The sequence below is a fragment of the Photobacterium sp. genome (assembly GCF_057456235.1).
On record NZ_JBVCPH010000018.1, the window covers coordinates 55482 to 82267 of the forward strand.

At 49.0% G+C, this 26786-nt stretch carries 27 protein-coding genes and 4 tRNA genes; 22 read left to right on the forward strand and 9 right to left on the reverse strand.

Annotated features, from left to right (window positions below; all coding sequences use genetic code 11):
* Positions 1-112: 112 nt before the first annotated feature.
* Positions 113-619: a YbaK/EbsC family protein gene (locus AC2204_RS17635; protein ID WP_318926989.1), complete on the forward strand. Its 507-nt coding sequence runs from the start codon at positions 113-115 to the stop codon at positions 617-619.
* Between the two features lie 84 nt (positions 620-703).
* Here AC2204_RS17635 and mscS read toward each other — a convergent pair whose 3' ends face one another.
* From mscS to tkt, 5 genes are all read right to left on the reverse strand, one after another.
* A complete protein-coding gene (gene mscS / locus AC2204_RS17640) occupies positions 704-1588 on the reverse strand; it encodes a small-conductance mechanosensitive channel MscS (protein ID WP_318926990.1) in 885 nt (294 codons plus the stop codon).
* A gap of 218 nt (positions 1589-1806) precedes the next feature.
* On the reverse strand, positions 1807-2883 hold the full coding sequence (fbaA, locus tag AC2204_RS17645) for a class II fructose-bisphosphate aldolase (RefSeq protein ID WP_318926991.1): 1077 nt from the start codon (positions 2881-2883) through the stop codon (positions 1807-1809).
* A gap of 145 nt (positions 2884-3028) precedes the next feature.
* Positions 3029-4192, reverse strand: a complete 1164-nt coding sequence (locus AC2204_RS17650; RefSeq protein WP_318926992.1) for a phosphoglycerate kinase — start codon at positions 4190-4192, stop codon at positions 3029-3031.
* A 91-nt stretch (positions 4193-4283) separates the two neighbouring features.
* Positions 4284-5354 carry an erythrose-4-phosphate dehydrogenase gene (epd, locus tag AC2204_RS17655; protein ID WP_318926993.1) on the reverse strand — a complete coding sequence of 357 codons (1071 nt, stop codon included), beginning with the start codon at positions 5352-5354 and terminating at the stop codon, positions 4284-4286.
* Positions 5355-5588: 234 nt separating this feature from the next.
* A complete protein-coding gene (gene tkt / locus AC2204_RS17660; RefSeq protein WP_318926994.1) occupies positions 5589-7601 on the reverse strand; it encodes a transketolase in 2013 nt (670 codons plus the stop codon).
* Between the two features lie 395 nt (positions 7602-7996).
* On the opposite strand from tkt, the gene metK reads away from it, so the two are divergent.
* From metK to ruvX, 7 genes are all read left to right on the forward strand, one after another.
* Positions 7997-9151: a methionine adenosyltransferase gene (metK, locus tag AC2204_RS17665; RefSeq protein ID WP_318926995.1), complete on the forward strand. Its 1155-nt coding sequence runs from the start codon at positions 7997-7999 to the stop codon at positions 9149-9151.
* 206 nt (positions 9152-9357) lie between these two features.
* Positions 9358-9840: a SprT family zinc-dependent metalloprotease gene (locus tag AC2204_RS17670; RefSeq protein WP_318926996.1), complete on the forward strand. Its 483-nt coding sequence runs from the start codon at positions 9358-9360 to the stop codon at positions 9838-9840.
* Between the two features lie 144 nt (positions 9841-9984).
* On the forward strand, positions 9985-10674 hold the full coding sequence (endA, locus tag AC2204_RS17675) for a deoxyribonuclease I (protein WP_413466721.1): 690 nt from the start codon (positions 9985-9987) through the stop codon (positions 10672-10674).
* A 203-nt stretch (positions 10675-10877) separates the two neighbouring features.
* Positions 10878-11609, forward strand: a complete 732-nt coding sequence (rsmE, locus tag AC2204_RS17680) for a 16S rRNA (uracil(1498)-N(3))-methyltransferase (protein WP_318927020.1) — start codon at positions 10878-10880, stop codon at positions 11607-11609.
* A 28-nt stretch (positions 11610-11637) separates the two neighbouring features.
* Positions 11638-12591: a glutathione synthase gene (gshB, locus tag AC2204_RS17685; RefSeq protein ID WP_318926998.1), complete on the forward strand. Its 954-nt coding sequence runs from the start codon at positions 11638-11640 to the stop codon at positions 12589-12591.
* Between the two features lie 170 nt (positions 12592-12761).
* On the forward strand, positions 12762-13325 hold the full coding sequence (locus AC2204_RS17690) for a YqgE/AlgH family protein (protein WP_318926999.1): 564 nt from the start codon (positions 12762-12764) through the stop codon (positions 13323-13325).
* Positions 13322-13750: a Holliday junction resolvase RuvX gene (gene ruvX / locus AC2204_RS17695; RefSeq protein WP_318927000.1), complete on the forward strand. Its 429-nt coding sequence runs from the start codon at positions 13322-13324 to the stop codon at positions 13748-13750. The genes AC2204_RS17690 and ruvX overlap by 4 nt, the downstream gene beginning before the upstream one ends.
* Positions 13751-14059: 309 nt before the next feature.
* Here the strand turns inward: ruvX and AC2204_RS17700 are convergent, their stop codons facing one another.
* Positions 14060-15166, reverse strand: coding sequence for a PilT/PilU family type 4a pilus ATPase (locus AC2204_RS17700; RefSeq protein ID WP_318927021.1), 1107 nt, complete (start codon positions 15164-15166; stop codon positions 14060-14062).
* Positions 15167-15218: 52 nt separating this feature from the next.
* The gene (locus AC2204_RS17705) at positions 15219-16256 is read right to left on the reverse strand and encodes a type IV pilus twitching motility protein PilT (RefSeq protein WP_318927001.1); all 1038 of its coding nucleotides are present in this window, start codon (positions 16254-16256) and stop codon (positions 15219-15221) included.
* 23 nt (positions 16257-16279) lie between these two features.
* On the opposite strand from AC2204_RS17705, the gene AC2204_RS17710 reads away from it, so the two are divergent.
* The 7 genes from AC2204_RS17710 to hemW all read left to right on the forward strand — a co-directional run bounded on the left by AC2204_RS17710 (position 16280) and on the right by hemW (position 21222).
* A complete protein-coding gene (locus AC2204_RS17710; RefSeq protein ID WP_318927002.1) occupies positions 16280-16981 on the forward strand; it encodes a YggS family pyridoxal phosphate-dependent enzyme in 702 nt (233 codons plus the stop codon).
* A 94-nt stretch (positions 16982-17075) separates the two neighbouring features.
* Positions 17076-17894, forward strand: coding sequence for a pyrroline-5-carboxylate reductase (gene proC / locus AC2204_RS17715; RefSeq protein WP_318927003.1), 819 nt, complete (start codon positions 17076-17078; stop codon positions 17892-17894).
* Between the two features lie 9 nt (positions 17895-17903).
* Entirely contained in the window at positions 17904-18458 is a 555-nt protein-coding gene (locus tag AC2204_RS17720) for a YggT family protein (RefSeq protein WP_318927004.1), read from the forward strand.
* Complete coding sequence (yggU, locus tag AC2204_RS17725) at positions 18455-18751, forward strand: DUF167 family protein YggU (protein WP_318927005.1); 297 nt, start codon at positions 18455-18457, stop codon at positions 18749-18751. The genes AC2204_RS17720 and yggU overlap by 4 nt, the downstream gene beginning before the upstream one ends.
* A 157-nt stretch (positions 18752-18908) precedes the next feature.
* Entirely contained in the window at positions 18909-19337 is a 429-nt protein-coding gene (locus AC2204_RS17730; RefSeq protein WP_318927006.1) for a DUF4426 domain-containing protein, read from the forward strand.
* Between the two features lie 134 nt (positions 19338-19471).
* Complete coding sequence (locus AC2204_RS17735; RefSeq protein WP_318927007.1) at positions 19472-20065, forward strand: XTP/dITP diphosphatase; 594 nt, start codon at positions 19472-19474, stop codon at positions 20063-20065.
* Positions 20065-21222 (forward strand): radical SAM family heme chaperone HemW, encoded by a 1158-nt coding sequence (gene hemW / locus AC2204_RS17740; RefSeq protein ID WP_318927008.1) that lies wholly within the window; start codon positions 20065-20067, stop codon positions 21220-21222. Before AC2204_RS17735 ends, hemW begins: the two co-directional genes overlap by 1 nt.
* Positions 21223-21353: 131 nt before the next feature.
* On the opposite strand, the gene glsB is transcribed toward hemW, so the two are convergent.
* Entirely contained in the window at positions 21354-22274 is a 921-nt protein-coding gene (glsB, locus tag AC2204_RS17745) for a glutaminase B (protein ID WP_318927009.1), read from the reverse strand.
* A 139-nt stretch (positions 22275-22413) separates the two neighbouring features.
* A complete protein-coding gene (trmB, locus tag AC2204_RS17750) occupies positions 22414-23151 on the reverse strand; it encodes a tRNA (guanosine(46)-N7)-methyltransferase TrmB (protein ID WP_318927011.1) in 738 nt (245 codons plus the stop codon).
* Between the two features lie 230 nt (positions 23152-23381).
* On the opposite strand from trmB, the gene mutY reads away from it, so the two are divergent.
* From mutY to AC2204_RS17785, 7 genes are all read left to right on the forward strand, one after another.
* Positions 23382-24452, forward strand: coding sequence for an A/G-specific adenine glycosylase (mutY, locus tag AC2204_RS17755; protein ID WP_318927012.1), 1071 nt, complete (start codon positions 23382-23384; stop codon positions 24450-24452).
* Between the two features lie 67 nt (positions 24453-24519).
* A complete protein-coding gene (locus tag AC2204_RS17760; RefSeq protein WP_318927014.1) occupies positions 24520-24792 on the forward strand; it encodes an oxidative damage protection protein in 273 nt (90 codons plus the stop codon).
* Positions 24793-24963: 171 nt separating this feature from the next.
* Positions 24964-26100, forward strand: coding sequence for a membrane-bound lytic murein transglycosylase MltC (gene mltC / locus AC2204_RS17765; protein WP_318927016.1), 1137 nt, complete (start codon positions 24964-24966; stop codon positions 26098-26100).
* A 207-nt stretch (positions 26101-26307) separates the two neighbouring features.
* Positions 26308-26383 (forward strand) — tRNA-Phe (locus tag AC2204_RS17770).
* A 63-nt stretch (positions 26384-26446) separates the two neighbouring features.
* Positions 26447-26522 (forward strand) — tRNA-Asn (locus AC2204_RS17775).
* A gap of 46 nt (positions 26523-26568) precedes the next feature.
* Positions 26569-26644: transfer RNA gene (locus tag AC2204_RS17780), tRNA-Thr, on the forward strand.
* Between the two features lie 66 nt (positions 26645-26710).
* Positions 26711-26786: transfer RNA gene (locus AC2204_RS17785), tRNA-Phe, on the forward strand.

Genomic DNA, 26786 nt, shown 5'->3' on the forward strand with positions numbered 1-26786 from the left:
CGGTAAAATGAGGTTCTACCTTGTTAAAATCAAAGGTAAAGCGCAGTATTGATCTCGCCGTTGCCGCTATGATGCTCTCATCGCCAGCCACTAAAAGGACTATTTAAACAATATGTTGCCTGAACAATTGGAAGCTATCTATCGCAAAAATCTTGCCCTGTTCAGCAAAGCCGGTGTCGGTTATCGGCAATGGCAACATGCGCCGATCCTGGATTTTGCAACCGATGAGCGTATTGCTAAAGAACTGGGCTGGACAGCAGCACCAACCAAAAGCCTGTTCATGAAAATTAAGGGAGGGGGTTATTGTTTGCTCCTGACCCATCGCGACCGTCGTTTGAACAGTAAGCTGGTTAAGCAGGTGCTGGGTAAAAGGGTGTCGGTATGCAGCAATGAGGAGATGGCAGTTGAGATTGGCTGTGTGCCCGGAGCGGTGTGCCCGTTTGGCTTGCCGGAGCATATTACCTTGCTCGTCGACCCGGTGGTTTATGAGCATAAAGAGCTGATGTTTACCCCCGGAAAACCGGACTATACCTTTGCCTTTGATAGCGCTGAACTGAATAAACTGCTCATGCACTTAACGAATCCAGTGATCACTCTGCCAGCGGTTGAACAGGCTTAAACCATATTCACTGTCCGTGTCGCGGCGATTAATGATTCCAGAAAAAAATGGAGCCCACCCGGCTCCATTTTGGTTTATCAGATCTTAGCCTTCCAGCTTATTCAAATGCACATCCATTTGAGGGTATGGGATTGTAATATCTTCTTTATCAAGCTCTTCTTTAATCGCTTGTAGCAAATCGAAGTATACGCGCCAGTAATCAGCGGTTTTAACCCATGGCCGAACCACTAAGTTAACAGAGGAATCCGCCAGTGCCACGACACCGATGGTGGGTGCAGGATCTTTTAATACCCGCGGCTCAGCGGCAACCACACGTGCGAGCACTTCTTTGGTTTTCTTCAAATCCGCGTCATAAGAGACCCCGATAACAAAATCAATTCGGCGGGTTGCATGGCGTGAATAGTTCGTAATGGGGCTACTGATAACCGCCCCATTCGGTACCACAACCATTTTGTTATCTGGCGTACACAGTACCGTTGAGAATATTTGAATCGACTCAACCGATCCCGCCACGCCACCAACTTCAACGTAATCACCGGACTTGAACGGACGGAACCCGACAATCAGCACACCCGCGGCAAAGTTAGATAGTGAGCCTTGCAGTGCTAAGCCAATCGCCAAACCCGCGGCACCGATAACCGCAACGACAGATGCCGTCTGAACGCCTAAACGACCAAGTGCTGCAATCAGAACAATTACAAACAGCAGATAGCGCACGAGCGAATGCAGAAACTCAACAACCGCCTCGTCCATGCTCTTTTTACGCAGCACTTTCGCCACGCCGTTGGCGATTCCTTTAACAATAAGATTACCAACGAATAGGATCAGAATCGCCGAAATCAGGTTAACCCCGTACTGGATCAACAGATCCTGATTATCGGTCACCCAGGTTCCGGCATTCAGTACGCCATTTGTTAACTGATTATCGGCCAGGGTATCAACAACCTTGTCTGTAACACTCTCACTCATTATTACTCTCTCTTTATTTATCCCGACAGAATTAACACTCCCCCGATATCCTCGACATTCTCATTAAAGATTGAAAGGCTATTGATAGGAATCGATTTTTTCTACCTGTTAATATATACCAATTTATTTCTCCGGATAATAAAAAAGCCCGCAATGCGGGCTTTTAAATAATCTCAATGTCCAACGCCTAAGCGTGGATTACACCGTTCCGTAATAAATTACAGTACGTCGATTGCGTTAAGGTCTGAGAATGCTTTCTCAAGACGAGTAACCATAGACTCTTGACCAGCACGTAGCCATACGCGTGGATCGTAGTACTTTTTGTTTGGCGCAGCTTCGCCAGTTGGATTACCGATTTGACCCTGTAGGAAATCATGGTTAGCTGCTTCGTATTGACGAATACCGTCCCAAGTCGCCCACTGAGTATCAGTATCGATGTTCATTTTGATAACACCGTAGCCGATTGACTCTTGGATTTCTGCTTCAGAAGAACCAGAACCACCGTGGAATACGAAGTTCAGAGCGTTAGGTGCGATACCGAACTTCTCTGCACAGTATGCTTGAGAGTCACGCAGGATAGTTGGAGTAAGCACAACGTTACCCGCCTGGTATACACCGTGTACGTTACCGAAAGATGCTGCGATAGTGAAACGTGGGCTGATAGCGCTTAGTTTCTCGTATGCGTAAGCTACATCTTCAGGAGAAGTGTAAAGCTCAGAAGCGTCCATGTCAGAGTTATCAACGCCATCTTCTTCACCACCAGTACAACCCAGTTCGATTTCTAGCGTCATACCCATCTTAGCCATGCGCTCTAGGTACTTAGCACATGTTTCGATGTTTTCTTCTAGAGACTCTTCAGAAAGGTCGATCATGTGAGAAGAGAACAGAGGCTTACCCGTTTGTGCGAAGAACTCTTCGCCCGCGTCTAGCAGACCGTCGATCCAAGGAAGAAGTTTCTTAGCTGCATGGTCAGTGTGAAGAATCACTGGAATACCGTAAGCTTCAGCAACAGCATGAACGTACTTAGCACCCGCTACCGCGCCAGCGATTTGTGCTTCCTGACCTTCTAGCTTAAGACCTTTACCAACGAAGAAACCAGCACCGCCGTTAGAGAACTGAACAACGACAGGCGCTTTAACTTTAGCTGCAGCTTCTAGAACACCATTGATAGTATCAGTGTTAACCACGTTAACGGCAGGAAGGGCAAATTTGTTTTCTTTTGCTACTTCAAAAACTTTCTGAACGTCGTCGCCAGAAATTACGCCAGGTTTTACAAAATCGAAGATCTTAGACATAACAATAGTCCTATTTACTTTCGTAGTCTGAGTTAAATATTTAACAAAACTTTGCAAACGTTTGCTTCCGGTCAAGCATTCTATAAAAACTTGATCCGATTCACAAACATTAAAAGGTGGGAGCACGCGCTCCCAGCTTATTTAATTATGCTTTTGCGCGCTCTTCTAGCATCGCAACGGCTGGTAATACTTTACCTTCAACGAACTCAAGGAACGCACCGCCACCAGTAGAAATGTAAGAAATATCAGCCTTGATGCCGAACTTGTCGATAGCTGCTAATGTGTCACCGCCGCCAGCAACCGAGAAGCCTTCCGATTCTGCAATGGCTTTAGAAATACCGGCAGTACCCGCTTCAAAGTTTTTGAATTCAAATACGCCAACAGGGCCATTCCAAAGAATTGTTTTGGCATTGCTGATGATTTTAGCAAGAGCCGCTGTTGAATCAGGACCCAGGTCAAAAATCATGTCGTCGTCTTGAACTTCAGAAACGTGCTTAATTTCAGCTTCTGCGTTCTCATCAAATGCTTTTGCACAGGCAACGTCAGTTGCAACAGGAATCGCACACTCTTTCATTAGTTTTTTAGCTGTTTCAACTAAATCCGCTTCGTATAGCGATTTACCAACATTGTGGCCTTCAGCAGCAATGAAAGTATTCGCGATACCACCACCAACAACCAGTTGGTCAGCGATTTTAGATAGCGACTCAAGAACAGTCAGTTTAGTCGAAACTTTAGAACCACCAACGATTGCAACCAGTGGACGAGCTGGATTGTCCATTGCTTTACCCAGCGCTTCAAGCTCAGCAGCTAGCAGAGGGCCAGCGCATGCTACCGGTGCGAACATGCCAACACCGTGAGTTGATGCTTGTGCACGGTGAGCCGTACCGAATGCATCCATCACGAAGATGTCGCAAAGTGCGGCATATTTCTTAGAAAGCTCTTCTTCGTTCTTCTTCTCGCCTTTGTTAAAGCGAACGTTTTCAAGAACAACTAGCTCACCAGCATTTAGCTCAAGACCATCCAGGTAATCTTTTGCCAGCTTAACGTCACAATCTAGTGCGTCATTTAAGTAGTTAACTACTGGAGCCAGAGAGAACTCTTCGTTGTACTCACCTTCAGTTGGACGACCAAGGTGTGAAGTAACCATTACTTTAGCGCCAGCTTCTAGGCACAGCTTGATAGTTGGAAGAGACGCTAGAATACGCGCGTCAGATGTTACCTTACCGTCTTTAACTGGTACGTTTAGATCTGCACGAATAAATACGCGCTTACCAGCAAGTTCCAGATCAGTCATCTTGATTACAGACATGGTTTGTCCTCTCAACAGTGTTAAAAATAAAATTTAAAGTTCTTTTACCAGCCCGGCGTCACTGCCAGACCCAAATAATTCTTTACTGCTGTTATGCTTCGCTATACTGCATCGTGGCATCACTATGCTGCACGCTATCACAAGTATGCATGGCCAACGCGGTATCTAACATACGGTTGGCGAATCCCCATTCGTTATCACACCACACCAGCAACTTTATTAAGTGCTTATTGCTGACTCGCGTTTGCGTGCCGTCGACTATCGCGCTGTGGGGATCGTGATTGAAGTCAATGGAAACCAGCGGTGCTTCGGTGTAATCCATAATACCATCTAATGTACAACGAGATGCCTCAGACAGTGATTGATTTACGTCATTAACTTTCACATTTGTTTTAACTGTGACACTTAAATCCATCGCCGTGACGTTAATTGTAGGTACGCGCACAGAAATTGCTTCAAATTTGTCAGAAAGTTTCGGGAATATACGACCAATTCCAAGATGCAGTTTAGTATCAACAGGAATAATTGACTGACTGGCAGCCCGGGTACGACGCAAATCAGAATGGTAAGCGTCGATAACCTGTTGGTCATTCATCGCCGAGTGGATGGTGGTGATTGTGCCGGATTCGATGCCAAAGGTTTCATCAAGTACTTTGATCACCGGGACAATACAGTTGGTGGTACAGGAACCATTAGAAACAATGCGGTGCTCAGGCTTGAGCGTCTCATGGTTCACACCATAGATAATCGTATTGTCGATATCAGTGGCAGCCGGATGAGAAAATAACACTTTCTTCGCCCCCGCCTTAATGTGGGCAAGGCCATCATCGCGAGATCCATACACCCCGGTACAGTCAAGAACAATATCGATGTCTAAATCATGCCAGGGCAAAAGGGTAATGTCATTTTGGTGCAGAATGCGAACCCGGTCTTGCTCGCCATTGTCGTGAGCAATAAAGAGATGCTCCTGATCATGGGAGACTGACTTAAAGAATCGGCCATGGCTGGTGTCATACTGTAACAAGTGAGCCATTGCTTCAGGCTCGGCCAACTCGTTAACCGCCACGACTTTTATCTGAGTATGTTTATCGCTCTCGTACAGTGCGCGAAGCACACTGCGACCAATGCGACCAAATCCATTAATTGCGACTTTCAGTGTCATATCCATGCTACCAAAATACTAAGCGGCGATAGTGTATAACAAGCACAGTCGAGAATCACCCTAATTGTGACAGCTATCACGACTCGACATTTAAAACCAACAATCCCCAGCGATTAACGATAAATATCCCCATAAAAAGCGGTAAAAACAGACGGAAAAGTTATATTCATCCAGCCGGAAATAATAAAAAAGGCTTCCAGAGGAAGCCTTTTTTCAAGTATCGAAATAAATCGCTTACGCGAGCAGCTCTTGCGCGGTGTCGACGACGTTTTCAACCGTGAAGCCAAACATCTTAAACAGCTCGCCAGCTGGCGCTGACTCACCGAATGTGGTCATACCGATGATACGGCCGTCGAAACCAACGTACTTATACCAGAAGTCGGCAATACCGGCTTCAACAGCAATACGTGCAGTCACATCAGATGGCAGTACCGACTCACGGTAAGCTGCATCTTGCTTGTCGAATGCATCTGTTGCCGGCATAGAAACAACCCGAACCTTACGGCCTGCTGCTGTTAGCTGTGCGTAAGCTTCAGTGACCAGCTCAACCTCAGAGCCCGTCGCAATCAGAATAAGTTCTGGCTTGCCTTCGCAATCTTTCAGGATGTAACCACCCTTGGCGATGTCGGCAACCTGTGCTGCTGTACGCTCTTGCTGTGCCAGGTTCTGACGCGAGAAGATCAGCGCTGTCGGGCCATCTTTACGCTCGATGGCCAGTTTCCAAGCAACCGCAGATTCAACCTGATCACATGGACGCCATGTGCTCATGTTTGGTGTCAGGCGCAGTGAAGCAATTTGCTCTACCGGCTGGTGGGTAGGACCATCTTCGCCCAGACCGATTGAGTCGTGGGTGTAGACCTGAATGTTCTGCACTTTCATCAAAGCAGCCATACGCATTGCGTTACGTGCGTATTCCATGAACATCAGGAACGTCGCGCCGTAAGGTACGAAACCGCCGTGTAGTGCGATACCGTTCATGATTGCCGTCATCCCGAATTCACGGACACCGTAGTGAATATAGTTACCCGAGAAGTCTCCGGCCGTTAGTGACTGAGAACCAGACCACATGGTCAGGTTAGACGGCGCAAGGTCAGCAGAGCCGCCCATGAACTCAGGGAGCATTGCACCAAACGCTTCTAGCGCATTTTGCGAGGCTTTACGTGATGCGATGTTTGCCGGATTAGCCTGAAGATCAGCAATGATTGCATTGGCTTTCTCTTCCCACTGTGCAGGCAGATCACCGTTTACGCGGCGCTTGTATTCAGCAGCAAGCTCAGGGTAAGCAGCAGCATATGCGGCAAACTTCTCGTCCCATGCCGATTCCTTCGCGGCACCCGCTTCTTTCGCATCCCACTCAGCAGCAATATCTGCAGGGATTTCGAAAGGACCATGGTTCCAGCCCAGGAATTCACGGGCTGCGGTGATTTCGTCAGCGCCTAGCGGTGCGCCGTGGCAGTCGTGAGAACCTGCTTTGTTCGGTGAACCAAAACCAATGATAGTCTTAGTACAGATCAGAGTTGGTTTGCCGGTTTCAGCCTTCGCAGCTTCAATTGCAGCGTTGATTGCGTCCGCATCGTGACCATCAACAGCAGGAATCACATGCCAGCCGTACGCTTCGAAACGCTTCGGCGTATCGTCAGAGAACCAGCCTTGAACGTCACCGTCGATAGAAATACCGTTGTCATCCCAGAACGCAACTAGCTTGCCCAGCCCCAAAGTGCCCGCCAGTGAACAAGCTTCGTGAGAGATCCCTTCCATCAGACAGCCATCACCCATGAATACATAAGTGTTGTGGTCAACGATATCATGGCCGTCACGGTTGAACTGCGCAGCAAGGGCCTTTTCTGCCATCGCCATACCAACACCGTTAGTAATACCCTGACCGAGTGGACCTGTTGTTGTTTCGATACCTGGTGCGTAACCGTATTCAGGGTGACCCGGAGTTTTCGAGTGCAGCTGACGGAAGTTCTTCAGATCATCGATAGACAGGTCATAACCGGTCAGGTGAAGCAGAGAGTAAATAAGCATTGAACCGTGGCCGTTTGACAAAATAAAACGGTCGCGATCAGCCCACTGCGGGTTTTGTGGGTTGTGGTTCATGTGGCTGCGCCACAGTACTTCAGCGATATCTGCCATACCCATAGGTGCACCAGGATGGCCAGAGTTCGCTTGTTGAACGCCGTCCATGCTCAGGGCGCGGATAGCATTTGCCAGCTCTTTACGAGAATTAGCGTTACGTGAAGACATGTCTGCTCCAGAAATTCGTAGACTGTTATGGTGGCTACCTGTTCGCATCGGCGTAACAAATTAGCCATGATTCGGCGGGCGGGTATTGTCGCAAAGTCTACCCCCATACTGCAAACGATTTCCTGCAAAAAATAAGACCAAATTCAATAAGCTGGACAAACAGCAGGCTTAACTATCTGTAATCAAAGCATCATAAGTAAACGTTTGCTATACGGTTCGGGCATTTCCCTACAATTCACAATGTTGATTTTATACCAGTTGTCGGTATTATAGACGTCTAGACGGAGGTAGCTCTATACATTCAAACGTATATCCGTATGCATCAAGGTTCTGTATTCCCTTGATTCAGAGCTCCCCATTACCAACCCATAATCATATAAAAAGCGAGAGTACGCATGTCGAAGCACCTGTTTACTTCTGAGTCAGTATCAGAAGGCCATCCAGATAAAATTGCAGATCAAATTTCTGATGCAGTCTTGGATGCGATCCTGGAACAGGATCCAAAAGCACGTGTTGCGTGTGAAACTTACGTCAAGACCGGTATGGTTATGGTCGGTGGTGAAATCACTACCTCGGCTTGGGTTGATATCGAAGAAATTACCCGTGAGACAATACGTGAAATCGGCTACGTGAACTCTGATATGGGTTTTGATGCCAACTCTTGTGCGGTCCTGAGCGCAATTGGTAAGCAATCTCCAGACATCAACCAGGGTGTTGACCGTGAAGACCCGCGCGAACTAGGCGCCGGTGATCAGGGCATCATGTTCGGCTATGCTACCAACGAAACCGAAATCCTGATGCCGGCACCGATCACTTATGCTCACCGTCTGGTTGAGCGCCAGGCAAAAATTCGTAAGAACGGTACCCTGCCTTGGCTACGCCCTGATGCGAAAAGCCAGGTAACGTTCGCTTACGATCAAGGCAAAATCGTCGGTATCGATGCCGTCGTCCTTTCAACTCAGCACTGTGACAGCATTGAGCTGCAAGTACTGCAGGAAGCGGTGATGGAAGAAATCATCAAGCCGGTACTGCCTGCTGAGTGGCTGAACAAAGACACCAAATACTTCATCAACCCGACCGGCCGTTTCGTAATCGGTGGCCCAATGGGTGACTGTGGCCTGACTGGCCGTAAGATCATTGTTGACACCTACGGCGGTGCAGCTCGTCACGGTGGTGGTGCCTTCTCAGGTAAAGATCCATCAAAAGTTGACCGTTCTGCGGCTTACGCTGCACGTTATGTTGCGAAAAACATCGTAGCCGCAGGTCTGGCTGGCCGTTGTGAAATCCAGCTTTCTTACGCTATCGGCGTTGCGGATCCAACGTCTATCATGGTAGAAACGTTCGGTACTGAAAACGTACCTCATGACGTTATCGTTGAAGCAATTCGTCAAAATTTCGACCTGCGCCCATACGGCCTGATCGAAATGCTTGACCTACTGAAGCCTATATACCAGAAAACGGCTGCTTACGGTCACTTCGGTCGTGAAGAGTTCCCTTGGGAAGCGACTGACAAGGCAGAAATGCTACGCGACTTCGCTAACATCAAGTAAGCGACAACGTACTGATTATAAAAAGGAAGCTTCGGCTTCCTTTTTTTATATCTATGGTTCTGGATGAAAAATCGCCCATACTGATAACAACGCAGCTTTCCGCTCTGCCAATAAGATCTAAGGGCCACAGAGCCATAATGACTCTTCTCCCCCTCACCTCGTTCACGATATACTCCAAGCTACCCTGCAATGAACTTTGGATAACTATGTCCCCCCTTCACACCCAAGTCATTGAAAAGACTAAATACTGCATCACACTAGCCGAAGGAAAACTGGGAAAGCGCTTCCCGTTCCCCACAATCAAGTTCAACCAGCGCGGTAAAATTGCCGGCAGTGCCCGGCTGCAGGGGTGGGAAGTCCGCTTCAATCCGGTACTGCTTGCAGAAAATCCAGAGGCATTTCTCACCGAGGTCGTTCCTCATGAGATCGCTCACCTGCTCACCTTCAAGTTATTTGGCCGGGTCCGCCCTCACGGCGCTGAATGGCAGACCATGATGACGCAAGTTTTTGGTATTCCGGCCCGCACAACACATAGCTTCGATATTCAGTCGGTCAGGGGACAGACCTTCCCCTACTCCTGTTCCTGCAGTGAACATCTGCTTACCATCCGTCGCCATAATAAAGTGCTTCGCCAACAAGCCGCCTATCACTGCACAAAATGCCGCCAACCGCTAACCCCTGCAATATAGACTGAACTTTTACGCATGAAATGTAATTGACAACAATATAAGTGTGAAGTGCTTCTAAATCATAGAAATATTGATAAGCTTGCCGAACAGATCTTCAGCGCAGGATAATCAATGAAAACCTCGTTTAATAAGTGGCTGGCACTCATGTTGCTGCTTACCGCGACTGCAATATCCACAAGTTCGATAGCAGCGCCGCCAACTTCATTCAGTAAAGCAAAAAAAATCGCCGTGAAGATCTATCAGGATCATCCCACCAGCTTTTACTGTGGTTGCGATATACAATGGCAAGGGAAAAAAGGCATACCAGATTTGGCCAGTTGCGGTTATCGGGTACGCAAACAGAAAAGACGTGCCAGCCGCATCGAATGGGAACATGTCGTCCCGGCCTGGCAATTTGGCCACCAGCTCCAGTGCTGGCAAGACGGGGGCCGTAAGAACTGTAAAAAAAATAAGCAGTTCAACCGCATGGAAGCAGATCTTCATAACCTGACCCCCGCGGTTGGTGAGGTCAACGGGGATCGGTCCAATTATCAGTTTCTGCCGTGGAATGGCAATAGCGGCGCTTTCTACGGCCAGTGCGAGATGAAAATCGATTTCAAAAATCGTCGTGCGGATCCACCGGAACACTCCCGTGGTGCGATAGCCCGAACCTATCTGTATATGAACCAGGAATACCAGTTCTCTCTCTCCAGACAACAACGCCAATTAATGGAAGCCTGGAACCGTCAGTATCCGGTAAGTACCTGGGAATGCGAGCGGGATCGCCGCATTGCAAAAGTTCAGGACAGCCATAACCCATTTGTTTTTGCCGCATGTGAGAAAACGGGATACTGATTTTAGAGGCGTAGGGCGAGTAACGAGATTGCTTGAAGGTATTCTCGCGACTCGCCACCTACGTTTCGCGACTTTTCATCAGCATTACTCCTTGTTCAGTCCTCTTTTATATTTTCCGCCACCTTGTAATTTGCCTCAACGGTATCCATGTTAAGATGCAACAAGCGAATAATTTAGACAGTAGACAGGTTATCGATCTCACCATGAGAATCCCACGTATTTACCACCCTGAGTCGCTACCGGATCAGGGCAAAGTTATGCTTAGTGATGATGCTGCCAACCATGTTGGCCGGGTCATGCGTATGCAAGCCGGCCAGGAAATAGAAATGTTCGACGGCAGTGATGCTGAGTTTCCGGCGGTTATCACCCATGCCAGCAAGAAAAGCGTTGAAGTTGAGATCCAGTGCCGACGCGAAAACAGTGTCGAATCACCACTCGATATTCACCTCGGCCAGGTGATCTCCCGTGGTGAAAAAATGGAATTCACTATCCAGAAATCGGTTGAGCTGGGTGTGAACACCATTACACCGCTAATTTCTGAACGCTGTGGCGTCAAACTGAATACTGAACGTTTCGAGAAAAAACTGGCGCAGTGGCAAAGAATTGCGATCAGTGCCTGTGAGCAGTGCGGCCGTAATACCGTACCGGTGATCCGCCCGGTCATGAGGCTGGAAGAGTGGTGCGCGGAAGAATACGATGGCCTGAAACTCAACCTCCACCCTCGGGCCAACTACTCGATCAATACCTTACCGGCTCCGGTCACTAAGGTTCGCCTGCTTATTGGCCCTGAAGGCGGCCTGTCAGCCGAAGAAATCGCGATGACAGAGCAATATAAATTTGATGAAATCCTGCTTGGTCCACGCGTATTGCGTACCGAAACCACAGCGATGACCGCAATCACAGCCCTGCAAGTCCGCTTTGGCGATTTGGGCTAACGAGCAGCTCTAATACTAGGAGAGAGAAATGATCAAACTGGGTATCGTGATGGACCCGATTGAGTCTATCAACATCAAAAAAGATTCCAGCTTTGCCATGATGATGGAAGCTCAGCGTCGCGGCTGGGAAATCCACTACATGGAAATGAACGACCTGTCTTTAGAGCAGGGCAAAGCTGTCGCTCGTACCCGTGTCGTAAGCCTGAAAGAAGATCCGAACGGCTGGTTTGAATTCACCAGCGAGCAGGAAATCTCCCTGTCTGATCTCGACGCTGTACTGATGCGTAAAGATCCGCCGTTTGACACCGAATATATCTACGCAACCTACATTCTTGAGCGCGCTGAAAACGAAGGGGCGCTGATCGTCAATGAACCTCGCAGCCTGCGTGACTGCAACGAAAAACTGTTCACGGCCTGGTTCCCGGATCTCACCCCGACCACTCTCGTGACCCGTCGTACTGACAAAATTAAAGCCTTCCATCAAGAGCATGGCGATATCATTTTAAAACCGCTTGACGGCATGGGCGGCTCATCCATTTTCCGTATAATGCATGGCGATCCCAATGTCTCGGTGATCATTGAAACGCTGACCAAGCATGGCCAAAACTATTGCATGGCACAAACCTTTGTGCCGGATATCAGCAATGGTGATAAGCGTATTCTGGTTGTTGACGGCGAGCCGATGCCATATTGCCTGGCCCGTATTCCGGCGGAAGGCGAAACCCGGGGGAACCTGGCGGCAGGAGGCCGCGGTGAAGCGCGTCCGATCAGCGAAACTGACCGTAAAATCGCAGAAACGGTTGCTCCGGTACTGAAAGAAAAAGGGCTGATTTTTGTCGGTCTGGATATAATTGGCGATAAACTGACTGAAATCAACGTCACCAGCCCAACCTGTATTCGCGAAATCGAAGCGGCTTTCGATATCTCAATTACCGGTAAGCTAATGGATGCCATTGAGCGTCGCGTTGCTGCGCGCGCTTAATCACTCGCGGTTAAGCTAACGCAACGCGATAGTGACTCACTATCACAAAGCGCTGACTTCACCAGAAGACAGCGCTTTTTATTTAATGATCACCAAAGTGGCTACGTTATACCAATTCCCCCAAATACTCTGCATACTGTAGTTATGAGAACATGTTGTCGGTGTTAGCTATGAATTTAACCAATCATTTTCTGGTCGCCATGCCTGGCATGCAAGACCCGCACTTCAAACGTGGCGTCATATATGTTTGTGAGCATAATGAAGAAGGCGCAATGGGCCTTGTCATCAACCTGCCTATCGAAATTTCTGTCGGCAGCATGCTCGATCAAATTGAAGTGGAACGCCAGCTTCCCGTCAATAATCCCGATAGCCTAGAGCAACAGGTACTTAACGGTGGTCCGGTCGCGGAAGATCGTGGATTTGTGCTGCATAAGCGTAAAGGCCACTTCGAGTCCAGTATCGATATCAACGAAGAGATATCGATAACGACTTCACAAGATATTCTGCCACTGCTGGGAACCAGTGAAGCCCCTGAAAAATTTCTGGTTGCTCTCGGCTATGCCGGATGGTCAGCAGGTCAGCTAGAGCAGGAACTTGTTGATAATAGCTGGCTGACCATGGAAGCAGACAGTGACATTATTTTTGAAACCCCAATCAGTAAGCGCTGGGATAAAGCCGTCGCCAAGTTAGGGATTAATTCAGCCAACCTTTCGATAGAAAAAGGACACGCATGAGCGCCTCACGCAGTGTATTAGCATTTGATTACGGCACCAAAAGTATTGGTGTTGCCATTGGCCAGGAATTAACTGGCACAGCAAGCCCTTTAGCCGCCTTAAAAGCCAAAGATGGGATTCCCAGCTGGGAAGCGATAGAAAAACTGCTGAAAGAATGGCAACCGGATTTAGTGGTCGTCGGCCTGCCGCTCGATTTAAGAGGGGGAGAGCTGGAAACCATTACCCCACGCGCAAAGAAATTTGCCAACCGGCTGCACGGTCGCTTTGGTTGCGTGGTTGAACTGCATGACGAACGGCTGAGCACTGTTGAAGCTAAATCGGATCTGTTTGATCGTGGCGGTTACCGTTCGTTGAGCAAAGGGAATATCGATTCACAATCGGCTGTCGTGATCCTGGAAAGCTGGTTCGAACGCCAGTACGGTTAATCGAGTATCGAGTATTGAGCTCTCAATGCTTCGATACTCGGTCAAAAAAACCATCGCTCCCTCCTGTACAGCTTTCCACCTAAGATCCAGCGCCAAGCTGCCCTCTCTAAATACACCTTAAGATCTTAACTCAAGGATCCCCTGTTTATCGGGTCTGATCAGCTTGTACAGCTTTTTGACTACTATAACCCAAAAGCTGTATTTGCTGTACAGTAAGATCTTGGGATTATTTATTGGCAATAAATATCAATACGTTATCTTTCATGTACAGCACTTACAGCTTTAGGATCATGGGAGGTAGAAAACTGATCAGCCCATATCAACCGTCACCCCGTCTAAGGCGCTGCCGCCCATCTGTTCTTGATTGCCCACCTTGATCATCAAACGCAGATCATTGGCCGAATCCGCATGGTGCAAGGCATCCTGCTCGCTGATCTTGCCACCACAGAACAACTGATACAGCGATTGATCAAACGTCACCATGCCGGACTCGCCCGACTTGGTCATGACACCTTTAATCTCATGTAACTCACCTCGGCGGATCAAATCGGCAACCCGCGGGGTATTGATCAACAGCTCAAAGGCGGCATGCCTCCCCTCTCCTTGCGCATCAGGGACCAACTGCTGAGCCAGGATACATTTCAGATTCAATGACAGATCAAACAAGAACTGTTCGCGCCGCTCTTTCGGGACCAGGTGCAAAATTCGCTCAAGTGCCTGGTTAGCATTGTTAGCGTGCAGGGTTGCCATACAAAGGTGGCCGGTTTCGGCAAAATTCATTGCATACCCCATCGTTTCCGGGGTACGAACCTCGCCAATCAGAATCATATCCGGCGCCTGGCGTAGTGAATTTTTCAGCGCCACTTCATAGCTTTCGGTATCCAGCCCCACTTCACGCTGGGTAACAATACAACGGTTATGCTTATGCACAAATTCAATCGGATCTTCAACGGTCAAAATATGGCCGCTGGAGTTCTTATTGCGAAAGCCGGTCATTGCCGCCATTGAGGTGGATTTACCCGATCCGGTCGCACCGACCACCAGCACCAGGCCGCGCTTTGCCAGCACCATTTCCTGCATATCGACGGGCAGGCTTAGCTCAGACAGATCCGGGATCTCGGTTTCGATCCGGCGGACAACCATCCCCGGCAACTCTCGCTGCCAGAAGGCACTGACGCGAAAGCGCAGATCCCCTCTGACTAACGCATAATTGGCTTCTCGACTAGCAACAAACTCTGCGGATAGCTCGCTATCCATTGCTTCATCAAATAGTGCATCGACCCTGTTCCGTGTCAGTACCTCACCCAGTGCATGCAAGTTGCCGTCAATACGCAACAGGCAAGGTGAATCAACCGTAATATACAGATCCGACGCTTTACGGCTCACGACTTCGTTGAGGATCTCTTGCAGCTTCATTCTCGTTCCTTCGTCATCTATTTCGTTTTCAGGATAGGTAGTGGCTGGGGCATTACAGAATGGAGGTTGAACCATCGACAATCCTGCGACCTTCTTCTGCTTCTACCATCCCTTGTGCCACCAGCATCTTAATACTCTGCTCTATCGTTTGCATTCCCAGCGCAGAACCGGTCTGGATCATCGAATACATCTGCGCCACTTTATCTTCGCGGATCAGGTTTCGAATCGCCGGTGACGCCATCATAATTTCATGGGCCGCAACCCGGCCGCCACTGACGCACTTAAGCAGGTGTTGTGACACCACGGTACGTAACGATTCTGACAGCATAGAGCGTACCATCGCTTTATCATTGCCCGGGAACACATCAATGATCCGGTCGACGGTTTTCGCTGCCGAACTGGTGTGTAAAGTGCCTAACACTAAGTGGCCAGTTTCGGCTGCTGTCAGCGCCAGACTAATCGTTTCTTTGTCGCGTAATTCTCCGACAACGATAACATCCGGATCTTCACGCAGTGATGAACGCAGCGCATTGTGGAAGCTATGGGTATCACGGTGCACTTCACGCTGGTTAATCAAACTGCGTTTGCTGCGGTGAACAAATTCAACCGGATCTTCAATCGTCAGAATATGACGGTTGTAGTTTTCATTAATATAATCAACCAGCGATGCGATAGTGGTCGATTTACCCGAGCCAGTGGCTCCGGTTACCAGCACTAAACCACGCTGACACTGAGCAATTTTATAGAACACCTCAGGCACATTAAGTGACTCGAGGGTGGGAATCTCGACAGGGATGGTACGGAACACCGCAGCACTGCCTCGGGATTGATGGAAGGCATTGACCCGGAAGCGGCCAACATTCGGTAATTCAAACGAAAAATCAACTTCCAGCTTTTCTTCGTATTCACGGCGCTGCGCATCGTTCATAATGTCAAACATTAAACGATGTACATCAGAATGCTCTAACGATGGCAAACTGAGTTTTCTTACATCACCGTCCACTCTGATCATTGGCGGTACACCAGCAGAAAGGTGCAGATCAGAGGCGTTATGTTTTACACTAAAGTCCAGCAGTTCGGTGATATCCATTAATTTTCCCCACAGAATCAATTATGAGTAGTATCAAACAAAACATTGAACAGGTCATCACTCAGATAACCTCTGCGGCCGAAAAATGCGGTCGAGCAACAGATTCCGTGCAATTATTGGCGGTAAGTAAAACCAAACCGATAGCTGCAATCGACGAAGCGATCACTGCCGGCCACCGCGCATTTGGTGAAAACTACGTGCAGGAAGGGGTCGAAAAGGTGCAGCATTTTGCTGATAGCCCCTATGCAGACCAGCTCGTCTGGCATTTTATTGGCCCTATCCAGTCCAATAAAACCCGTTTAATCGCCGAGCATTTTGACTGGGTACACTCTATTGACCGGGCTAAGATAGCCCGTCGCCTGAGTGAGCAACGCCCAACCGGGCTGCCGCCATTGAATGTACTGTTGCAGGTTAATACCAGCAACGAGGAGAGTAAATCAGGGGTTAGCTTTGCCGAATTACCGGCATTGGCTGACGAGATTGCCAGTATGCCTAATCTGGTTCTGCGCGGCCTGATGTCAATTCCACAACAGGCCGACAGTTATGACAGCCAGTATGCCGCCTTTAAGTCACTGGCCGATGCTCAGCAGCAACTGCGGGCTAAACATCCGCAGCTCGATACCCTGTCGATGGGAATGAGTGGCGACATGGAAGCCGCGATTGCAGCAGGCAGCACGATGGTCCGTATTGGTACGGCAATTTTTGGTGCGAGAGATTATAAATAATCATCAGGGCAAGAAACGAGTCTAGAGATTTGAAGGGATTTTACCTCGAAACCAGAGCCGCGCACACTCGGCACTTTACACACAAGGATTTTATATGGAACAACGCTCAATCACTTTCATTGGTGCCGGCAACATGGCGCGCTCCATCATCGCCGGTTTAGTCGCCAGCGGTTATGCCGCCGACAAGATCACCGCCACCGCGCCCAGTGCTGCGCGACGGGAACCGCTGGCCCGGGATTACGGCATTCATACCGATTCCGATAACTGCCGTGCTGCCGGGCAAGCCGATGTCATTGTACTTGCCGTTAAGCCGCAGTTAATGGAAAGCGTATGTAATGAACTGCAGGACATTAATTTTGCCGGCAAGCTGGTAATTTCAATTGCTGCCGGGATCTCAGTTGCGCGCCTCAATGAAATGCTGAATACCGAACTGAATCTGGTCCGGGTAATGCCCAACACACCATCATTAATCGGCAAAGGCATGAGTGGCCTGTTTGCGCCACCGGCGGTGCCTGCAGAAGATAAAACCTTCGCCGAAAATCTGATGCAAGCGGTAGGCGAAGTCTGCTGGGTTGAGCAAGAATCTGGGATTAACGGTATCATTGCCGCGGCAGGTAGTGCGCCGGCGTATTTCTTCTTGTTCATGGAAGCCATGCAGGCAGAAGCGATTAAGCAGGGGTTTTCCCCAGATACCGCCCGTCAGTTGGTACAGCAGTCAGCATTGGGTGCGGCGGAACTGGTGGTAGCGAACCCGGATACCGAGCTGGCAACCCTGCGTGAGCAGGTAACATCCAAAGGCGGAACCACCGCTGAAGCACTACGCACATTTAATGAACACCAACTTAGTGATATCGTAGCCAAAGCAATGCGTGCTGCTGTATCTCGCGCTCAAGAAATGGAAAAACTGTTTTAAGGTTAACTTATGAATTCTATTGGTTTTTTAGTAAGTACTGCATTCGATCTCTATATCATGATCGTATTGCTAAGAATTTGGCTCCAGTGGGCCCGTGCTGATTTCTACAATCCGTTCTCTCAATTTGTAGTAAAAGCCACCCAGCCGGTTGTTGGGCCGCTACGCCGTATGATCCCACCGATTGGCGGCTTAGATTTAGCGACGTTAATCTTCGCTTATCTGTTAAGCATGGGTAAGTTCTTAATCCTGCAATTAGTCTTAAATGGCACGATCTTATTTAGCCCGGAATTCCTCTGGATTGGCGGTCTGTCACTGCTGAAAGCCGCTGGCGGCCTACTGTTCTGGGTACTGCTGATCCGCGCAATTCTAAGCTGGGTAAGCCAGGGACGCAGCCCTATCGAGTTCGTGATGCACCAGTTAACGGAACCGATGACCGCACCCATTCGCCGTATTATCCCTGCAATGGGTGGTCTTGACCTGAGTGTCTTGGTGCTGTTCATTGGCCTGCAATTCGCCAATTTCTTAATGGGTGATCTGATCGGTCCAATCTGGTTCCAGCTATGAGTCAAACCGCCGCAGTAAGCCCGTCAGGCGACGATCTGGTGATCCGCCTGTACATTCAACCGAAAGCCAGCCGCGATCAGATCGTCGGCTTGCATGGTGATGAGCTGAAAATTGCCATCACCGCACCTCCGGTAGATGGCAAGGCGAATGCGCATTTGGTTAAGTACTTAGCAAAACAGTTTCGGGTTGCCAAAGGGCACGTCATCGTGGAAAAAGGCGAACTGGGACGTCACAAGCAGGTTCGTATCGAAACCCCGCGAGAAGTCCCGGCAGCGATCGCAGAGCTATTGTAACACCGGCTTTAACGAACGATTGAACCGCGTTAATTAAGGGGCGAATTCATAACGATGGATTCGCCGCTATACTAATAGAGGCGCTGATGGAGCCGCTGAAATACCTGCCGGGACAAAATTACCTCATGATCTGGTAAGTCTAAATAAGGAAAATTTTATGATTCGGATTCTATGTTTATTATCGGCAATACTCTTTACTGCATTACCGGTCCGGGCAGAACAATTCATAAATGTCGGAGATCTGGAAATCCATTACTCCAGCTTTCCCTCCACCTTTCTGACGCCTGATGTTGCCAATACCTATCGGATTTCGCGTAGTCGCTATTCCGCCGTTGTGAATATCGCCGTACTGGATAAATCACAGGAAGGAAAGCCAGCGGTTAGAGCGGTAGTATCAGGCACAGCCCGCAACCTTCTCGGGACCGAAAAGAAACTTTCTTTCCGGGAAATCCGCGAGGGAGAGGCTATTTACTACATTGCAGAGCTAAGCCACACCAACGAAGAACGCTTCAGGTTCATTATTGATGTGACCCAAAATGGGACTAACGGCCAAATCAATTTCGATCAGACCTTCTACGTCGATTAAATCGCTTTTATCCCCCCAGCCAACATAAGAACAACCACCCGGGGAGCGCCAGCTCCTCTTCTTTTTCTTTTACTCAATAGCGCCTGCCCGTTATCATAGCGCCTCAGCCAGATATCATTCTCCGAGGAACAGTAATGAGTAAACTAGTGCTAGCAACGGGTAACCAGGGCAAAGTCAAAGAGATGGCCAGCCTGCTTGCTGACTTTGGCTTTGATGTTGTCGCGCAAAGTGACTATCAGGTTTCTTCCGTCGCTGAAACCGGCACCACGTTTATTGAAAACGCCATCATCAAAGCACGCCATGCCGCCAAGGAAACCGGCCTGCCAGCCATTGCTGACGATTCCGGCCTGGAAGTGGATTGCTTAAAAGGGGCACCGGGGATCTACTCTGCTCGCTACGCGGGCGAAAATGCGACCGATCAGCAGAACCTGGCAAAGCTCCTGGCTGATATGGAAGGTGTACCAGCCGAACAACGTACGGCGCGTTTTCACTGCGTGCTGGTCATGATGCGCCACGAGAACGATCCGACCCCGCTGGTTTGCCACGGTAGCTGGGAAGGCAGCATTCTGACTGAGGCCCACGGTGAAAATGGCTTTGGTTATGATCCGGTATTCTGGGTTCCGGAAGATCAGTGCGCTTCTGCAGAGCTGGAGCCGGAACGTAAGAAACAACTGTCACACCGCGGCAAAGCCCTGCAAAAGCTCTTTGCTGCCCTGAAGGACGCCTAATGTTAGTTCCACCACCGCTAAGCCTGTATGTTCATATCCCATGGTGTGTGCAGAAATGCCCGTATTGCGACTTTAACTCCCATGCACTTAAAGCCGAGATTCCGGAGCTTGACTATATCGACGCCCTGATCGACGATCTGGAAATCGATCTGGCGAAATATCAGCTGCAAGGGGGTAGCCGCCCGCTGCACTCAATCTTTATTGGTGGTGGTACGCCAAGCCTGATTTCACCAGCCGAAATCGGACGATTGCTAAAAGCAATTGAAGCGAGGATCCCGTTTAGCGCTGACATTGAAATCACCATGGAAGCAAACCCAGGTACGGTTGAAGCCGGCCGTTTCCTCGCTTACCAACAGGTCGGGGTTAATCGTATTTCGATTGGCGTCCAGAGCTTTCAGGATGAGAAGCTGGCTCGCCTTGGCCGTATTCATGGCAGCGATGAAGCCCGTAAAGCCGCACAACGGGCAACGGAGGCGGGCTTAAACAGTTTTAATATCGATCTGATGCACGGCTTGCCGGATCAATCGACGGACGATGCCCTGTATGATCTTAAGCAGGCTATTGCGCTCAACCCACCGCATTTATCCTGGTACCAGCTAACGATAGAGCCCAACACATTATTCTATTCTAAACCGCCGACATTGCCCGATGACGACAACTTATGGGATATCTTTGAACAGGGCCATCAGATCCTGACAGAGGCCGGATATGTCCAGTATGAAATATCCGGTTACAGCAAGCCCGGCTTGCAGTGCCGTCACAACCTCAACTACTGGCGTTTTGGTGATTATCTCGGTATCGGCTGCGGTGCCCACGGCAAGATCAGCTTTGCCGATGGCAACATTACCCGTACCGTGAAAGTGAAGCACCCGCGTGGCTACCTCAAGTCGGATAAGCCTTACCTGGACAAAGAAATCCAGGTCGAGCCTCGGGAGCGGCCATTTGAGTTTTTCATGAACCGTTTCCGTCTGTTAGAAGCGTGCCCCAAGCAGGACTATGTCGAGCGAACAGGCTTACCATTAGCATCGATTGAAACCGGTATTCAATGGGCTTTAGAAAAGAACTATCTGACCGATAACGGCGAAGAATGGCAGATCACCGAGCACGGTAAATTATTCCTCAACGATCTGCTGGCTGCTTTTGTCGAGGAAGAGTAGATAAGTTGGGAGTATCGAGTATCGAGTATCGAGTATCGAGTATCGAGTATCGAGTAGCATCCTCTCGATACTCGTCTCTCGAAACCTTCTTTGCTATTTATTTTTCAATCACATACGCGAAAGGCGATCCCCTAAAAGATCGAGCGTCCAATTCGCTCGGAAAGCAACTCTAGCGCAGCCGTTCCTGCCAGTGAATTACCGGAAGGATCCAGCTCCGGAGACCATACCGTAATCGTCATTTCTCCCGGCACGATAGCCACAATGCCGCCACCGACGCCAGATTTGCCCGGCATACCCACTCGGTAAGCAAACTCACCCGCGCCATCGTACAAACCGCAAGTTGCGAGCAAAGCATTCATTTGCTTACTCTGAGTTTGGCTGATAATTTTTCCTTGTGCGCCTAGAGGAAGCCCTTTATTCGCTAAGTAACTGAATGTACGTGCCAAATCGACACAACTCATTTTGAGGGCGCAGTAACTGAAGTAGTTGGTCAGCACTGGCATCACCTCATTGTCGAAGTTACCGAATGAACGCATCAAATAAGCAATCGAGGCATTGCGATCACTGTTCTGCATCTCCGATGCCGCAACCGCTTTGTCATAAACGATATGCGGGTTACAGGCCAGTTCACGTACCAGTTCCAGCATCCGGTATTGCGGTGCCGATAAACGGCTATGCAGCAAATCCGACACCACTAAAGCCCCGGCGTTAATGAATGGATTACGCGGAATACCGTTTTCCAGTTCGAGCTGGATCATCGAGTTAAACGCATGGCCTGACGGTTCTTTGCCCACACGCCGCCAAATTTCATCCGGCTCATACAAGGTCATCGCCAGCGTCAGCGCCATTACCTTAGAGATCGACTGAATAGAGAAGCCTTCCTGACTGTCACCAGCCTGAATGATTTCACCGTCGTTATAACAAACCGCAATACCCAGCTTATGCGCCGGCACGTCAGCCAGCGCAGGAATGTAATCAGCGACTTTACCCTGACCGATTAACGGTCTGACGTCGTCAAGAATATCAGTGAGCAGCTGTTCAGTTGGCTTCATTCTTCTTCTCCGGGGGGCAAAAAAGCCAACACTAAAGTTGGCTTTAACGGCATGATCCAATCATCACTATTCGGTGATCACTCTCACCATTTAGTTGCTTATGCTTATGATTTAAAAGCGAATAGCAAAGTGATGAAAATTATTCAGTTCGGCCGTATTTCATGTCCCATACGCCATGGCCTAAACGGTGGCCACGCGCTTCAAATTTAGTTAACGGACGATCATCCGGACGGGCGATATAGTCACCGTCAGTGGCCGTATTACGGTAGCCTGGTGCAGCATTCATCACTTCCACCATGTGCTCTGCGTAGTTTTCCCAGTCAGTCGCCATGTGGAAGATGCCACCGATTTTCAGTTTTTTACGTAACATTTCAGCAAATGCCGGCTGTACGATACGACGCTTGTGGTGACGAGCTTTATGCCATGGGTCGGGGAAAAACAGCTGTACCGTATCTAAGCTGCCATCCGGGATCATATAATCGAACACTTCCACGGCATCGTGGCACATAACGCGTAAATTTGTCAGCTCGGCCTCGCCAGCTGCCATCAGACAAGCCCCGACACCCGGGCTATGCACTTCGATGCCAATGAAGTTTTTCTCCGGGGCATTTTTGGCCATCTCGACTAACGATGCGCCCATGCCAAAACCGATTTCCAGCACCACAGGTGCCTCACGGTGATAGACCTCTTTCCAGTCCAGCATTTGCTGAGCGAAATCGATACCCATTGTCGGCCAATTTTTTTCCATGGCCGTCTCCTGGCCCTTGGTTAAACGGCCTTCACGACGTACAAAGCTGCGGATCTTACGTACCAGTTTGCCGTCTTCGGTAAATTCAGACACCGTTACGTCGCCTGAGGTCTTTGAAACTTCGCTCATGATTAATACCTAAAACTGAAAATGAATAAAAACTAAGCGCTGGCATTATCCAAAGTTATGGCTTAAGTGCAAGCTTATATCCCCAAACCACGTCAAAATGCCAAGGTCTGCAAGCGTTGCTGAGATTTGGGTATAGATTGCGACCTGAGGGCATTTATGATGCAATCACGCCACACTATTATAACATGCGGCCCCCGCCGCCACTAAAATCAGCCGAGTGAGTTAATTCTGTGAGTACTTCTTTTTCCGATGCCATTTTAGCTTGGTATGATAAATTTGGTCGTAAGACCCTGCCCTGGCAGCAAAATAAAACCCCCTATAAAGTATGGCTATCCGAAATCATGCTCCAGCAGACCCAAGTCGCCACGGTGATTCCCTATTTTGAACGTTTTATCGCCCGCTTCCCTACCGTTGAAGAGCTGGCAGCCGCTGAGCAGGACGAGGTGCTTCATCTCTGGACCGGACTGGGTTATTACGCCCGCGCCCGCAATTTACACAAAGCCGCTCAACTGATTGTGTCACAGCATCACGGTGAATTTCCTGTCGATATTGTTGAGGTTCAGGCCTTACCCGGTATTGGCCGCTCAACGGCAGGCGCCGTATTGTCACTGGCTCTCAAACAGCATCATGCGATTTTAGATGGTAACGTGAAGCGGACACTGGCCCGTTGCTATGCCGTCGCAGGCTGGCCGGGCAAGAAACCGGTTGAAAATACCCTGTGGGAAATTGCCGAAACCAACACGCCGGCAACCGGCGTCGAGCGCTACAATCAGGCGATGATGGATATGGGGGCAATGATCTGCACCCGCAGTAAACCTAAATGTGAACTGTGCCCGGTAGCCAAACAATGCGAAGCGAAAGCACAAGATCGCCAGAGCGATTTTCCGGGTAAGAAGCCGAAAAAAACCATGCCCGAGAAACAGACCTGGTTCGCCATTTTACAACATGGTGAAGAGGTCTGGCTTGAGCAACGCCCGCCGGCGGGGATCTGGGGAGGCTTGTGGTGTTTCCCGCAAACCGACACCGCTGATCTGGCCCCGTTACTGGAACAGCGCTTTGGCTCGGTTCCGGTTAATATCACCGAAACCGAGCAGTTACATGCCTTCCGTCATACTTTCAGTCACTACCATCTGGATATCGTCCCGATCCGAATGCAGTTGGCAGCCCCGGTTAATGTTGTTCAGGAAGGTGCAAACGGACAATGGTACAACTTAAATGCACCGCCTAAAGTCGGTTTAGCCGCTCCGGTGCAACAGATCTTAGAAAGTCTGCATTATGAGCTGAACGCCGCCTTATCCTAGATGCAACAGCAACACTCTGGTATAACTAGCAGCATACTCATTAAGGTCATGATTAAGGAGCCACTCAATGAGCCGTACTGTTTTTTGTACCCGTCTTCAAAAAGATGCGGAAGGTTTAGATTTTCAACTTTATCCCGGCGAGTTGGGAAAGCGCATTTTTGACAATATTTCGAAAGAGGCCTGGGCTGAGTGGCAAAGTAAGCAAACGATGCTGATCAATGAGAAAAAGCTGAACATGATGAACCCAGAACATCGCCAGCTACTTGAGGCTGAAATGGTTAACTACCTGTTTGAAGGCCAGGACGTCGTGATCGACGGTTATACCCCGCCAAGCGAATAATCCTCACCGATAGCGGGCTAACTGACAAAAACCAGAGTTGTTCTGAGCCCAATAAAGGCAACTAACATCACGGTTTATCACTGTGTAGCCGTTAAAAAGCTTACCCAGAGTGGTATAAAATGACATTATTGATGATTAATCAATGATGTCATTTTTTTACCTGTCTAATTTATGAAAACACGCTTTGTTATCTTATTATCTGTCATTCTGCTAAACGGATGTAGCCGTGAATTAGTCGAAAAAATCTATGACGTCGACTACGGTACGACCAACCGCTTTGCTAAAAACCTTGCGCCGCTGCCGGGGCAATTTACCAAAGATGCCGCTGCGCTTGAGCGTTTACTCAGCTCCTTTAACGGTAAAGTGAAAAGGTACTGGGGAGACAATGATGCCCTGATGGCCGGCAAGCGCCAGTATGTAAAATACACCGATGGTTATCAAAGCCGTACCCATGTCGACTTTGAACGCGGTGTCGTTATCGTTGAAACAGTGGCTAAAACCGAGCCGGAGAAACACTTAAGAGAAGCCATCGCCACCACGTTACTCACCCCCGACAACCCTGCAGGCGTCGACCTCTACTCAGATTTGGCGATTGAACTGAAGGGGAAGCCTTTCCTCTACGGCCAGGTTTTAGATCAGGAAGGCAAGCCCATTAAGTGGTCATGGCGGGCGAATCAGTTTGCCGAGTACCTGGTCGGCAGCCAGCTAAAAAAGAAGATGATCCGTTACCAGCAGGCTTACTATGTTGAGATCCCGATGGTGGCCGATCACGTCAATAAACGCAGTTATAAATATGCCAGCATTGTACGAGATGCATCTCGCCGCTATGGCATTAAAGAAGATCTCATTTACGCCATCATCAAAACAGAAAGCAGCTTTAATCCTTATGCCGTCAGTCGAGCCAATGCTTATGGCCTGATGCAGGTGGTTCCGAAAACCGCCGGGGCCGATGTGTTCAAATTAGTCAAAAAGAAATCAGGCACACCATCGCCTGAGTACCTGTTTGATCCGGCGAGTAATATCGATACTGGCACGGCCTATTTTTACATTTTGCGTAACCGCTACCTGAAGGATGTACAAAATCCGTTGTCGCTGCACTACAGTATGATCTCGGCCTACAACGGTGGTACAGGCGGGGTACTGAGTACTTTCGCTCGTGATAGAAAACGGGCAATGCGGGACTTGAATAACCTCCAACCCAATCAAGTGTACTGGGCCTTAACCAATAAACACCCAAAAGCCGAGGCAAGGCGCTACCTGCAAAAAGTCACCGACTTCCAAAAAGAATTTAATCAGGGAAACATCTAGTCTGTAATGACCGGTGAGTGGTGTTTTTATCGCCACCTCACCCCTTCAAAAAGCTCTGATGTGACAATCGCATACAGCGAAAATTTATCACAAAAGTTATGAACTGACGCAGAGTGAGCAAAAAGCGAGCAAGCAAACTGTTTCCGCTATTTTTCTCGAAAAATAAGTTGACGAAGCGGCTGAAAACCCGTTTAATAGCGCTCCGTTGCCTCGATAGCTCAGTCGGTAGAGCAGAGGATTGAAAATCCTCGTGTCGGTGGTTCGATTCCGCCTCGAGGCACCATTACTTCTTTCGGCCGTTCGTAAGAACACGTTTAGAAAATGGTGCAAGCAACGAAATGATAATTCCCCCTTAGTTCAGTTGGTAGAACGGCGGACTGTTAATCCGTATGTCGCAAGTTCAAGTCTTGCAGGGGGAGCCAAATTTTGTTTTTAGCCAATGGCTTGGAACTAAAAAAGATTTAGTGTGCCGACTTAGCTCAGTAGGTAGAGCAACTGACTTGTAATCAGTAGGTCACCAGTTCGACTCCGGTAGTCGGCACCATTTCTTAGCGATTGCTGCCAATAGCAGCATTGCAAAAGTAGAAGGCCTGAACCCCTTTTTACTTTTGCCTCGATAGCTCAGACGGTCGAGCAGAGGATTGAACATCCTCGTGTCGGTGGTTAGATTCCGCCTCGAGGCACCA